Below are 12320 nucleotides of genomic sequence, written 5' to 3'. Positions count from 1 at the left end.
GCCGGCAGCATCGGCCGGGCTTTTTTCATTGCAGGGAGCGACATGGATATCCGACCAGTTGTGAAGAGTCTTGCACCAGGCGCAAGCGGCATTGAGCGCGAAGTCCCGGCCACCGCGGCCAGACCGGCCACCTCCTCTCCTTCCGCCGTCGTTGCCGACATGCGCGGCGCGGCGGATGCGGCCAAGGCCGTCGATACCGATGTCGGGCGCGCGGTGGAACGCAGCAACGCCGCCTTGCCGCCTTCGAGCCAGGGCATCGAATTCTCGATCGACGAGGACAGCGAGCGCGTGATCGTCAAGGTGGTGGACCGCGAGACGCGCGAAGTGCTGCGCCAGATGCCGAGCCAGGAAGCGCTCGACCTCGCCCGGGCGCTCGACCGCAACCAGGGCATGCTGATCAAACTCGAGGCCTGAATCCGGCGCGCTGTGCTGGCCTGCGAATTGGCCGGTAAAACTGCCTCTGAAGCACAATTTGATCAGCCCTGCCGCACGGTATATTGCTCACTCATTGAAGGGAAATCATGACCACCATCAGTTCAACAGGCATTGGCTCGGGTCTGGATGTCGACGCCCTGGTCACCCAGTTGATGGCCGTCGAGCGCCAGCCGCTGACCCAGATCGACAAGAAAGAAGCGAGTTACCAGGCCAAACTGTCGGCATTCGGCACGCTCAAGTCGGCGCTGGCCGAATTCCAGACGGCCGCCAAGGCGCTCAGCACCCCGGCCCAGATGGCGCCCCTGAAGGCCAGCGTGGCCGATGCCGCCATCCTGGGCGCCAGCGGCGGCGCGGGCGCGTCCGCCGGCAGTTATGACATCGAAGTCGTGAGCCTGGCCCAGTCGCAGAAACTGATCACGACGACCGGATTTGCTTCGACCAGCGACAAGATCGGCACCGGCAAGCTGACGATCGCGCTCGGCAGCTATGCCGGCGACGGGACATTCACGGCCGATACCGCCAAAACGGCCCAGACCATCACCATCGACAGCAGCAACAACACGCTGGCCGGCCTGCGCGACGCCATCAATGCGTCGAATGGCGGCGTCACCGCCAGCATCATCAACGACGGCAAGAGCAATTACCTGTCGTTGACCTCGAAAACCACGGGCGAGACCAGCGCCATGCAGTTAAGCGCGGATCCTGCTACGGATGCAGATCCAGCCGTGCCGTCGCTCTCGGCCCTGGCCTACAATGGCGTCCCCGCCGGCACCGGCACCGGCATGAAGCAGACCGTGGCCGCGAGCAATGCCGTGATCGTGGTCGATTCGGTCACCATCACGAAGCCGACCAATACGATCACCGACGCCATCCAGGGTGTCACCCTGAACCTCAGCAAGACGAGCGCCGCAGGCATCAGCACCAAGCTGTCGTTCGCCGCCGATACCGATACGGTGCGCAAAGGCATCGAAACCTTTGTCTCGGCGTATAACAGCCTGAGCAAGGCCATGACCGATGCCACCGCCTACAATGCGGCGACCGGTACCGCCGCCGCCCTGAACGGCGACAGCACTGTTCGCTCGATCCAGACCCAGTTGCGCGGCATCATGGGCGGCGTCGTGGCGGGTGCCGCGGCCGGCTCCTCGACCCTGCCGGACATCGGCATCACCTCGCAGCGCGACGGCAGCCTGGCGATCGATACGGCCAAGCTGAATGCGGCGCTGAATGACCCCAACAAGAACCTGAGCGCGCTGTTCGCGTCCAGCGGTACGAACAAGGGTTTCGGCGCCCAGATCGACGTGGCCATCGGCCGCATCCTGAGCCCGGTGGGCACGCTGCCGATCCACACCAACAGCTTCAACTCCTCGATCAAGGATCTGGAGAAGCAGCGTACCGCCGTCAACCTGCGCCTGGCCGCGACCGAGCAGCGCTATCGCGCCCAATTCGCGGCACTCGACAAGTTGATGGCGAGCATGACCAGTACCAGCAACTACCTGACGCAACAACTGACGGCGCTCGCCAACATGAGCTAGCGCAAGAAAAGGAAACCTTTACATGTTCGGAACAATGCGCAGTGGCGCCAACGCTTACGCCAACGTCGGTATCGAAACCGGCGTCATGGCCGCCAGCCCCCACAAACTGATCGCCATGCTGTTCGATGGCGCCCTCGCCGCCCTCTCCGCGGCGCGCGTGCAGATGACGGCGAAAAACATCGCCGCCAAGGGCAAGTCGATTTCGAAAGCCATCAACATCATCGACAATGGCCTGCGCGCCAGCCTCGACAAGAAGGTCGGCGGCGACATCGCACTCAGCCTCGATGCCCTGTACGGCTACATGAGCGAGCGCTTGCTGCAGGCTAATCTGCACAACCAGCCGGAACTGATCGATGAAGTGCAGCGCCTGTTGACGGAACTGAAATCGGCATGGGAGTCGATCGACCCCGACGCCCGCCCGGCGCAACAGCAGCTTGCGGCCGCCTTCTGACCAGAAACCGAGCTTCATGATGATGACAAGCGAACAAGTCATGCACACCTACGAATCGATGGCGTCGTTGAGCGCGCAGATGCTGGCCGCAGCCAGTGCAGGCGACTGGGATCATCTCGCCCGGCTCGAAGAGCGTTGCGCCGCCCAGGTGCGCGTACTCCAGGGTCAGGACGCCGCACTTGCCGCCAGCGGCTTGAGTCGAGTCAGAAAGATCGCACTGATTCGCGCGATCCTCGCCAATGACCGCCAGATCCGCGAGCTGACCACACCCTGGATGGCGCAATTGTCGGCCTTGATGGGCAACACCCGAACCCAGAATCGCTTGGCCAGCGCCTACGGAGCGGCATGAGGCGTCCCCCCAGCCCGGCTCAATGGTAGCCCGTCAGCCCCCCTGGAACCGGGTTAAAGGCGTGAACGGCGCCAACGTCGGCGAACAGCTGGCCGCGGCCGCGCTGCGTCCGGATCTGCTGGAACTCGAACTGGCCGAACGCGTGTCGATGGCCGCCCTTCGGGCGCAGTATGGTCGTCATGCATAAACTTGAGTCGCCCGGCGTAACGCTGAGCACCGGCGACTTTCGGCACCGGTTACTCCAGCTTCAGCTAGCTGCGCTCTCCGCCTGAGCCTGGCTGTGCTTGCCGAGGGAGTGGAAACCGAGGCCGAGGCTGCGGCGGCGCTGCGCGAGGCCGGTCGCGATCATGGCCAGCGCTTCCGGTGTACACACCCGTACGCCCCCGAGGACGCCGCCTGCTTGATCGGCACACAGAAAGCACACGCAAAGTAGCGTTCGCTGCGCACTGTCCATCAGCCTGGCCCAAGTAAATAGGGCCTCTTTCCTACAGCCGAAACAATTGCTAACATTTTCACGCGTGCGCGCCCCAGGATACGCATATCATTGTGCCAACGCCGCTCGTGCCGCCCGTTCCATACCGGCAGCGGGCAGGCGTGGGAGAAGTTGATGATGCAGCGAAGAACCGACGAGCAAACCGCCCTGACCGCCGAATATGCGCTTTACCTGGTTGATATCCGCGGGGTCGATTTCGCCCTCGAATACCTCGACATCTGTAATGTGCCGCGCGCCATCCTGGCGCGCGCCCTGCAATCGCCGCTGCACCGCCGCCACCACGAACGCCGCAAGCAAATGCGCGCGGATTGATCCTCCCAGCCGCGCCGTTCCTGTCTGCCCGATAAAACCGCAAAAAGGCGGGTGTTTCCAGACCTCAAGTCCCGTTAAAAGCTGCCGTTAAACCAGTAGACTATTCGTTGAAGAATGGCAGGGCGGCCTTGGCGCTACCCCGGCAAGCTCCAGCACGAACTTGCGCAAGGCCTTGGCGCTGCGCGCACCACTGACATAACTGAGGGCACTGATGTTTGGATCGATGCAACGCGGCGTCAACGCCTATGCCACAGTAGGACTGGAAACCTCGGTGATTTCCGGGTCCCCCCACAAATTGATCGTGATGCTCTGCGACGGCGCCCTGGTTGCCGTCAAGAGCGCGATGAAGCACATGGCGGCCGGCCATATCGCAGAGAAAGGCGCCGCCATGTCCGACATGCGCGACGCGTCGAACCAGATCAGCGACAAGCCCGTCGTGCCGGGCGCGTTGTCGTCCCGCCACCCAGGCGTGGCGAGCGAATGATGAGGTGCGGCGAGGAAGTGTTGTCCGAATACGTCGCCATTGCCGACCTTACCGGCATGCTTGCCGTCGCAGATGCCGGCGACCGGAATCAACTGACCGAGCTTGAGCAGCACTGCTCGTTACACGTCGACGCCTACGGCAGCGTCTGATTTTCCGATGGTCGAGCGCATCCCCAGCCCGGGCGTCAGCGCCCCGCTCCCGGCGCAGCCGGTGCTGGCGCCTGAACGCACGGGCGATCCGCGTCTCGAGGCCTTTCAACGCTCGCTCGCAACCATGCTCGGCAGCAAAGTGCCGGTCGCCGTGCTCGCGCGCCTCGGCGACGGCAGCTTCCTCGTGCGCGTAGCGGACACGTCGGTGCGCATGCAACTGCCGCCCGGCACTCAAACCGGCACCGTACTGTCCATGACAGTGCTGGCGGCCTCGCCCCAGCCGACCTTGCAATTGGGTGGTGCCACCTTGCACGGCAGCTTCGCGCCGCTTGGCACCGCTGCAGCGTCGCTCGCGGGGGCCATGGCCGCTGCCCGCGCTCCCCTGGTCGACGATAGCGGCCAGCACCAGTCGGCCGACCTGAGTCCGACCGCGCACCTGCTGGCGCAAGTACTGCACGGCGCCACCGGGAATGGCGCGTCCGCCGCCGTCAGTGGCGCCGCCCCGCTGCTGGCGCACGGTACGCCAGACCCCGTCCAGCTCGCCGGCAAGTTGCAGCAGGCGATCGAAAAAAGCGGTCTGTTCTACGAATCGCATGTCGCCGAATGGGCCGAAGGCAAGCGCGCGCTGGCTGAACTCATGCTCGAACCACAAGCACACAGCGCGCCGGGCGCCCAACCCACCGACCCGCCCCTCGCCCGCATGATCAACATGCAGCTGGCCAGCCAGGAGCAGGGCCAGATCTTGTGGCAGGGCCAACTGGCGCCTGGCCAGGCCTTCGAATGGAAGGTGACGCGCGAACAGGACCAGGAGGCGCGCGGCTCTCTCGAAGCCGAGCCGGCCTGGCAAAGCGGCCTGCGCCTGCGTTTCGCCGCGCTCGGCGAAGTGGAAGCGCGCCTCACCCTGCGCGGCAAGCATCTGCAGATCGACCTGCAGGCGGCGCCCGCCGTGCTGGCCACGCTGCGTGAAGGCGCCCCTCACCTGGAAGAAGCGCTGGCCGCGGCCGGCAGCGCACTGGCCGCACTGCGCATCCACGCCACGGGAACGCCGTGACCGACAAGACGTGCGACGGCGCTCCGCAGCGCCAGCAGCGCGCAGTTGCCCTCGCCTATGCAGCCGGTTCAAAGGCGCCGACCGTGGTGGCCAAGGGGCGCGGCCTGCTGGCCGAACAGATCATTGAGCGTGCGCAAGACGCCGGGGTGTTCGTCCACGAATCGAAGGAACTGGTCTCGCTGCTGATGGATATCGACCTCGACGGCCAGATTCCGCCTGCCCTGTATCGCGCAATTGCCGAACTGCTTGCTTGGCTTTATCATATTGAATCTGGGCAAGGAACCGGGCGCCATTCCCTGTCCCCGCCCGACCTGACACCCCGTCTCGAACCCAAGGCCGCGCCAAGTACCGATGCAAGCAATGACTGACGTAGAACTGGAACACTGGCAAGACTTCGCGGTCGAATCGCGTACCGAAATCCTGGCCCTGCTGCGGCGGATCGGCGCCGAAGAGCAGCCGCTGCGGCTGCTCGACAGGGCTGCCCCGGAAGTGCCGCCGTCGGCGCTGCGCCTGCTCGACATCGGGACCGCGACGATGCTGCTGCAAGGCCCGCAAGATCCTGCCGCGATCCCGGACCTGCTGGCGGCGCCCCAAGTGATCTGCGACACCACGCTCGACAACATTCGCATCGTGTTCGCCGTCGATGGCCTGCGCGAGACCCGCAGCGACGGCATGCCGGCCTTGTCGGCCGACCTGCCGCATACGCTGTTCCGGCTGCAACGGCGCGAGTTCTACCGGATGCCGGCGCCGCCCAGCAAACCTTTGCGCGCGATCATTCCGGCGGCCACGGACAGCGGCGCCAGCCTGGCCTTTTCCCTGTACGACATCAGCTGCGGCGGTATTTCCCTGCTCGACGATGCGCTCCAGCTGGGCGCCCGGATCGGGCAAGTCTACGAAGCCTGCGCAATCGAATTGCCGGAGATTGGCATGGTGAGCACCTCGCTACAGGTACGCAACTGCCTGGATACGCCGCGCCTGCACAAGGGTACGCGCCGCCTCGGATGCCAGTTCACCGGCATGTCGCGCGCCGCACTGGCCAGCGTGCAGCGCTATATCCTGCGCCTTGAAAGCGCGCGCAATGCGCGCCGGGCGGGACTGGCCTGACCCTACGGGTCTGGCCCCGCTTACGAGTGTCAATGTCGTTTTTTGGCCTAACGCTCAGCCAGGTGCTCGTACACGAAAGATTTGAGTGCCAGTTCGCTGGCGTCGTCGATGCCGGCATTGAAGGCGATTCCGTAGCGCATCTGCTGGGATAACTTCCCCTTGATGCTCTGGATCGTGCCTGCCAGTTGCAGCAGATGGGCCTTGCCCCCGATCTTGACCCGGAATGCGAGACTGAGCTGGGTTCCCACATTACCCAGCACAAAGCCGGTCGCGATCGCGCAGCCGCCACCGGACAAGTTGGTGATAATGCCAGGCACGCTACCGTCGACCAGCGTGATCGAGGCCGGCACCTTGACTTCTATCCGCAGCGCCTGGCGGAACGGTTTGCTGACCGCCTCGGTCGGATAGCGCAGGAACAGGTGACCGCTCGGCAAGGCGGCAAACCGCATCAGGGAAGTCTTGAAGGCGCACAGAGTGCGTCCGAAGATGACCTGGGCAGTCATTGGCAGGCCGTCGAAGTGCTGCCAGCTCTGGCCATTGGCAGCGCGCACGGCCGGCGCCGACACGATAATCGACTGCAAGGGAACGCGGCCGTAGAAATCGACCTGCGCCGAGCGCGGTTCATAATCGCCCGGCAGCTTGAAGGTCAACACCATGCCTTCGGCGTTGTGCTTGAGCGATTGCAAAGGATCGCTGGTGGGCCCTGGCATGCGCTCGTCGAGGTCGTCGCCCAGCTCCAGCATGTCACCCGCCCTGTCGCCGGCCGAGCTGCTGCGCACCGGGCGCGACAGCAGCAGCCGGTTCAGCGTAGCCTGATCCGATACCACATAGCCGGCCGGCGCAAGCAAGTCGCCGGAGCGCAAGTACAGCGGCCAAGGCAGCGGCTCGCCCACCAGCAAGTCGTTTTCCGACACAGTCACATACTGTTGCTTGCTCATGTTTCCTCTTGATGATTCGACCGGGCAAATCGCGTTCGACCGTGAATGTTGACACAAATTAATACCTGCGGCAATGGGACAACACACCTGCGCGAGATGAAAGGGAAAGGCGGTTCTTTTCCCCCCTTTGAATATTTCCGGCACACCTCATAATGGCGCCAACATCCTCCTCCGAACCCCATCCATCATGCCTGCAGCACAAGAGCTTATTGACGACACCACTGCCGCGCGCCAGCCCTTTTTCAGGACTGCGCTGGGACGCAACGTCATGCTCGGCGGCGTGGCCGCCGCTGCGCTGGCGCTCGTCGCCGCCCTCTGGCTGTGGAGCCAAGCGCCCGAATACCGCGTCTTGTTCTCCAACTTTACAGACCGCGACGGCGGAGCGATTACCGCCTCGCTGGAGCAAATGGGGGTCCAGTACAAATTTGCTGAAGGCGGCTCCGCCATCCTGGTACCTGCCGAACGCGTGCACGACATCCGCCTCAAGCTCGCAGCCCAGGGCTTGCCGAAAGGCGGCAATGTCGGCTTCGAGCTGATGGAGAACCAGAAACTGGGCGTGTCGCAATTCCACGAACAGGTCAACTATCAGCGCTCGCTCGAGGGGGAGCTGGCCAATTCGATCCAGGCGCTCGGCTCGGTGGCGGCGGCGCGCGTTCATCTGGCCTTGCCGAAACCGTCGGTGTTCGTGCGCGACCAGCAGAAGCCGACCGCGTCGGTACTGCTGAACCTGCAGCCAGGGCGCACCCTCGATCCGGGGCAGGTCAGCGCCATCTCCCACCTGATCGCTTCGAGTGTGCCCGAACTGACGACGGCCAACGTCACCGTGGTCGACCAGAACGGCAATTTATTGTCGGAACCGCCAAACAAGTCGGCCGGCAGCAAGCAACTCGACGCCAGCCAGCTCAAGTATGTCGAGCAGGTGCAGCAGAACATCGTCAAACAGGTCGAATCGATCATCACGCCGCTGGTCGGCGCCGGCAACGTGCGCGCCGAAGCGACCGCCGACGTCGATTTTTCCCAAGTCGATACCGCTGCCGAATCGTATAAGCCGAACTCCGCGCCGGAACCGCAGGCCATTCGCAGCCAGCAGAGTTCGGAAGCGAACGCCCCTGGCGGCGCCGCTTCCGGCGTGCCGGGCGCCCTGTCGAACCAGCCGCCGGGCGAGGCCAGCGCGCCGCTCGAAGGGCAGCCGCCCGCCACGCCCCAAGCTGCCTCCCCGGGGCCGGCACGACGCGACGCGACCACCAATTATGAAGTCGACAAGACAATTCGGTATGAACAGCGCCCGATGGGGGGCATTCGGCGCCTGACGGTCGGCGTCGTGGTGAACTACCGGCGCACGGTCGATGCGGCAACCGGCAAGGTGACGGTACGCCCGCTGGCCGCCGCCGAGGTAGCGCAGATCAACGAGCTGGTGAAACAGGCAATGGGCTATTCGCCAACCCGCGGCGACACGCTCAACGTCGCCAACGCGCCTTTTGATGGCGTCGACCGGCCGGTCGATGTCGACCCGCGCGCCGAATGGTGGCGCGATCCGGGCAATCTGGAACTGGCCAGGGATGTGGGTAAATACCTGTTGATTGCGATTATCATTGCATTCTTGTACTTCCGTATCCTGCGACCCCTGCTGCGTCCGGCAATGAAGAAGTTCGACGAGGCCACCGCCCTGCCACCGGAGCTCACCGAAGAAGAGGTACAGCTAGCCGCGGCGGAACAGCAGGAGCAGGATTCCCAACAGCCCCACGCCAACGCCGAGGCGCGGGGTTACCGCGCCGATCTGCAACTGGCCCAGGAGATGGCACGGGACGACCCGCGCATCGTCGCCAACGTCGTGAAAACATGGTTAGGTACCAATGACTGATAAAGAAAAAGATGGCGTCCAGCGCGCAGCGATCCTGATGCTGGCGCTGGGCGAGCACGAGGCGGCCGAGGTGATGAAATATCTCGGGCCCCGCGAGGTGCTCAAGCTGGGTGCCGCAATGGCGCAAATGAAATCGGTGCAACAAGAGGAGGTGGTGTCGGTGCTGGAAGCCTTCCGCGCCGAGACCGACCTGCATTCGACGGTCGGGCTCGACTCGGATGAGTACATCCGCCAAGTGTTGACCAAGGCGCTAGGCGACGACAAGGCGGCTGTGTTGCTGAACCGAATTCTCGGCGGCAAGGATGCCTCAGGGATCGAAAGTCTGAAGTGGATGGACGCCGCCTCAGTGGCCGAACTGATCCGCAACGAGCATCCGCAGATCGTCGCCACGATTCTGGTCCACCTCGAACGCGACCAGGCCTGCGAAATCCTGGGCAATTTCACGGACCGGCTGCGCAATGACGTCGTGCTGCGCATCGCTACGCTCGACGGCGTGCAGCCTGCTGCGCTGCGCGAACTGAACGACGTGTTGACCAAGCTGCTGTCCGGTAACGAGAACATCAAGAAATCGTCGCTAGGTGGCGTGCGCACGGCGGCCGAGATCCTGAACTTCATGAGCGGCGACCAGGAGTCGGCGGTGATGGACAACATCAAGAACTATGACAACGACATGGCACAGAAGATCATGGACGAGATGTTCGTTTTCGACAATATTATCGACATCGACGACCGCGGCATCCAGTTGCTGCTACGCGAGGTTCAGTCCGAGATGCTGATCATTGCGCTCAAGGGTGCCTCCCAGGACCTGCGCGAGAAGATCTTCAAGAACATGAGCCAGCGTGCCGGCGAAATGATGCGCGAAGACCTGGAATCGAAGGGGCCGGTGCGCCTGTCCGAGGTCGAGGCGCAGCAAAAGCAGATCCTGCAGATCGTGCGTCGGCTGGCGGACGAGGGCCAGCTCGTACTCGGCGGCGCCGGCGACGATTCGTTCGTGTAATCCGTAGCCACAACGGGCGTCGATTGCCAAACCAACGCCGTGGTTATACCATATTGAGTGCATACAACATTCAGGCCCTGCGTCGGCCTACCCGGCGGCACTATCGAATTAGAAGAAAGAGCAGCTGAGACAGATGCAAGCGATTACGAACGCTGAACAGGGGAGTTACGAAATCCGCGCGCGCGGCGAGATCGTCGCGCTGCTACGGCAAATCGGTGAAAAGAATCAACTGATCCGCTTGCTGGTACGGGGCGCCGCCGATGTGTGCGTCACTACCATCCTGCGGGTCCATCCGGAAAGCGATACGATCATTCTAGATCATGCGGTCACCGACGAGCAGAACGCGCGCCTGCTGGCCGCCGGCCAGGTGATGTGCGAAACCTCACTCGACAATATCCGGATCGCGTTCACGGCCACCGAGCTGCGCCCCATTCTGTTCCAGGGCGGTGGTGCGCTCAGCGCAGCCATTCCACCAACCCTGGTGCGCCTGCAGCGGCGCGAATTCTACCGGATGGCCACGCCGGTCATGAATCCGGTGCTGGCGACCATCGCGCTGCCGGACGATGGGGCCCGCGCCTTGTTGCCGCTGCACGATATCGGCTGCGGCGGCGTCGCCTTGCTCGACACTCGGCGCCAGCTCGACAATACAATTGGAAAAGTGTTCCGGAATTGCCAAATAGCCCTGCCCGGACTAGGCACAGTGACGACGGCGCTGGAGGTGCGTTATTCGCTCGACCTGGCGCTGCTGAACAACAAGACCAGCCGCCGCCTGGGCTGCGCCTTTGTCGATCTGTCGCGCGCCGACATGTCCCAGGTCCAGCGCTACATCACGCGACTCGAGCGCGAGCGCAATGCACGCCTGGCAGGGCTGAGCTGACATTGACGCAAGGTGGCTGACCAGCATACCGGCTTACACCTGCATGTTCATGATTTCATGGTACGCCGACACCAGTTTGTTACGCACCTGCACACTAGCCTGGAAACTGATGTTCGACTTCTGCATCGCGATCATGGTGTCCGACAGGCTGACCGAATCGTCGCCCATGGCAAAACGCTGTCCCAGCTCTTCAGCATGCTTCTGGCTGTTGCTGACCTGCTCGAGCGAGGTCTTCAGGGCATCCGAAAAATCGACCCTGGTCGAAGGCGCCGCGGCAGGACCGGCCGGCGCGAGAGTTGGCGCGGCCGGACGGGTTGCCGCCGTTTTCAATTGCTCCATCATCGCCAGGATACGGCCGCTGTCAATTCCGCCTACGTTCATGTGGTTTCTTTCCTTCATGGCAATTGAAGCATTCAAGCCCTGAGCATAGCACCGACATTCCGTGGCCCATCAGTCGGGAAGCGCTGAAATATGGTTCTATTTCGCGCTTTGAATGTTTCCTTTGGGCGTCATAATCCGGTCTCGCCAGTTCTTCCGAAACTCTTCGTCCAATGTCGTCCACCATGCCAAAAGAAATGCAAACTGCCTACCAGCGTTGGGAAATGGCGTCCTTCGGCGACGAGCGGCCGAGTACTCGTGCTGCACGCAGCGCGCCACAGGCGGCACCGCCACTGCCATCGCAAGCGGCGCCTCAGTTGATGCTGCCCACGGTTGAGGAACTGGAAAGCTTGCGTGAGGCGGCGCGGGCCGAAGGATATGCTGCCGGCCGCGAGGCAGGTTACGCCGAAGGTCAGCGCGCCGGCGCGGCAGATGCCGATTCCGTGGCGCAGGCCGAACGCGAGCAATTGCGCGCCCTCGCCGTGACCTTCAGCGGCGCTGTCGCCACGGCCGACGAGACGATCGCAGCCGACGTGCTCGATCTCGCCCTGCACCTCGCCCGTTCGATGGTGCGCACCACCTTGACGGTGCGCCCGGAACTCATCATCCCGATCGTGCGCGAAGCGATCGACTATCTGCCGGTGCTGCAGCAGCCGGCCATCCTGACGCTGAATCCCGAAGATATCGAGATCGTGCGCACTGCCCTGTCCGACGAGCTGAACAAAGGCGGCTGGCGCGTCGTGGCCGATCCGCAGGTCGGCCGCGGCGGCTGCAAGGTCGATACTGCGAGCAACCAGATCGACGCTCAGGCCAGCACCCGCTGGACGCGCCTGGCGCACGCCCTGGGCAAGAACGTTGAGTGGCTCACTTGAAAAGCGCTACGTTTGACCGCCACACGGCGCGCTGGAA

General features: G+C 63.6%; 17 protein-coding genes. 15 read left to right on the top strand and 2 right to left on the bottom strand.

Annotated features, from left to right (window positions below; genetic code table 11):
• Positions 1-42: 42 nt before the first annotated feature.
• The 11 genes from AC1MEM_RS09580 (at position 43) to AC1MEM_RS09530 (ending at position 6360) form a co-directional block, all read left to right on the top strand.
• Positions 43-414: a flagellar protein FlaG gene (locus AC1MEM_RS09580; protein WP_499476853.1), complete on the top strand. Its 372-nt coding sequence runs from the start codon at positions 43-45 to the stop codon at positions 412-414.
• A gap of 107 nt (positions 415-521) precedes the next feature.
• The gene (gene fliD / locus AC1MEM_RS09575) at positions 522-1967 is read left to right on the top strand and encodes a flagellar filament capping protein FliD (protein ID WP_499476852.1); all 1446 of its coding nucleotides are present in this window, start codon (positions 522-524) and stop codon (positions 1965-1967) included.
• Positions 1968-1989: 22 nt separating this feature from the next.
• On the top strand, positions 1990-2418 hold the full coding sequence (gene fliS / locus AC1MEM_RS09570) for a flagellar export chaperone FliS (RefSeq protein ID WP_499476851.1): 429 nt from the start codon (positions 1990-1992) through the stop codon (positions 2416-2418).
• A gap of 40 nt (positions 2419-2458) precedes the next feature.
• Entirely contained in the window at positions 2459-2767 is a 309-nt protein-coding gene (locus tag AC1MEM_RS09565) for a flagellar protein FliT (RefSeq protein ID WP_499476850.1), read from the top strand.
• A 22-nt stretch (positions 2768-2789) separates the two neighbouring features.
• Positions 2790-2954: a hypothetical protein gene (locus tag AC1MEM_RS09560; RefSeq protein ID WP_499476849.1), complete on the top strand. Its 165-nt coding sequence runs from the start codon at positions 2790-2792 to the stop codon at positions 2952-2954.
• 420 nt (positions 2955-3374) lie between these two features.
• Complete coding sequence (locus AC1MEM_RS09555; RefSeq protein WP_499476848.1) at positions 3375-3572, top strand: hypothetical protein; 198 nt, start codon at positions 3375-3377, stop codon at positions 3570-3572.
• A gap of 211 nt (positions 3573-3783) precedes the next feature.
• Complete coding sequence (locus AC1MEM_RS09550) at positions 3784-4056, top strand: flagellar protein FliS (RefSeq protein WP_499476847.1); 273 nt, start codon at positions 3784-3786, stop codon at positions 4054-4056.
• Positions 4053-4205 carry a hypothetical protein gene (locus AC1MEM_RS09545; protein WP_499476846.1) on the top strand — a complete coding sequence of 51 codons (153 nt, stop codon included), beginning with the start codon at positions 4053-4055 and terminating at the stop codon, positions 4203-4205. The genes AC1MEM_RS09550 and AC1MEM_RS09545 overlap by 4 nt, the downstream gene beginning before the upstream one ends.
• Positions 4206-4212: 7 nt before the next feature.
• A complete protein-coding gene (fliK, locus tag AC1MEM_RS09540) occupies positions 4213-5256 on the top strand; it encodes a flagellar hook-length control protein FliK (protein ID WP_499476845.1) in 1044 nt (347 codons plus the stop codon).
• Positions 5253-5624: an EscU/YscU/HrcU family type III secretion system export apparatus switch protein gene (locus AC1MEM_RS09535; RefSeq protein WP_499476843.1), complete on the top strand. Its 372-nt coding sequence runs from the start codon at positions 5253-5255 to the stop codon at positions 5622-5624. The genes fliK and AC1MEM_RS09535 overlap by 4 nt, the downstream gene beginning before the upstream one ends.
• Positions 5617-6360: a flagellar brake protein gene (locus AC1MEM_RS09530; protein ID WP_499476841.1), complete on the top strand. Its 744-nt coding sequence runs from the start codon at positions 5617-5619 to the stop codon at positions 6358-6360. The genes AC1MEM_RS09535 and AC1MEM_RS09530 overlap by 8 nt, the downstream gene beginning before the upstream one ends.
• Positions 6361-6407: 47 nt before the next feature.
• Here AC1MEM_RS09530 and AC1MEM_RS09525 read toward each other — a convergent pair whose 3' ends face one another.
• Positions 6408-7298 carry a PilZ domain-containing protein gene (locus tag AC1MEM_RS09525; protein WP_499476840.1) on the bottom strand — a complete coding sequence of 297 codons (891 nt, stop codon included), beginning with the start codon at positions 7296-7298 and terminating at the stop codon, positions 6408-6410.
• A 187-nt stretch (positions 7299-7485) separates the two neighbouring features.
• Here AC1MEM_RS09525 and fliF point away from each other — a divergent pair, with 187 nt between their 5' ends.
• The 3 genes from fliF (at position 7486) to AC1MEM_RS09510 (ending at position 11033) form a co-directional block, all read left to right on the top strand.
• Entirely contained in the window at positions 7486-9159 is a 1674-nt protein-coding gene (gene fliF, locus AC1MEM_RS09520) for a flagellar basal-body MS-ring/collar protein FliF (protein WP_499476839.1), read from the top strand.
• Positions 9152-10156, top strand: coding sequence for a flagellar motor switch protein FliG (fliG, locus tag AC1MEM_RS09515; protein ID WP_499476838.1), 1005 nt, complete (start codon positions 9152-9154; stop codon positions 10154-10156). The genes fliF and fliG overlap by 8 nt, the downstream gene beginning before the upstream one ends.
• A gap of 133 nt (positions 10157-10289) precedes the next feature.
• Positions 10290-11033, top strand: a complete 744-nt coding sequence (locus AC1MEM_RS09510; protein WP_499476837.1) for a flagellar brake protein — start codon at positions 10290-10292, stop codon at positions 11031-11033.
• A 33-nt stretch (positions 11034-11066) separates the two neighbouring features.
• Here the strand turns inward: AC1MEM_RS09510 and fliE are convergent, their stop codons facing one another.
• Entirely contained in the window at positions 11067-11414 is a 348-nt protein-coding gene (gene fliE, locus AC1MEM_RS09505) for a flagellar hook-basal body complex protein FliE (RefSeq protein ID WP_499476835.1), read from the bottom strand.
• Between the two features lie 170 nt (positions 11415-11584).
• Between fliE and fliH the strand changes: the two genes are divergently transcribed.
• The gene (gene fliH, locus AC1MEM_RS09500; RefSeq protein WP_499476833.1) at positions 11585-12283 is read left to right on the top strand and encodes a flagellar assembly protein FliH; all 699 of its coding nucleotides are present in this window, start codon (positions 11585-11587) and stop codon (positions 12281-12283) included.
• The last annotated feature ends 37 nt before the right edge of the window (positions 12284-12320 follow it).

The organism is Telluria sp. AIW5, from assembly GCF_056680575.1.
Note: the sequence above shows the minus strand (reverse complement) of the source record. Positions and strands in the feature narration are given on the sequence as shown.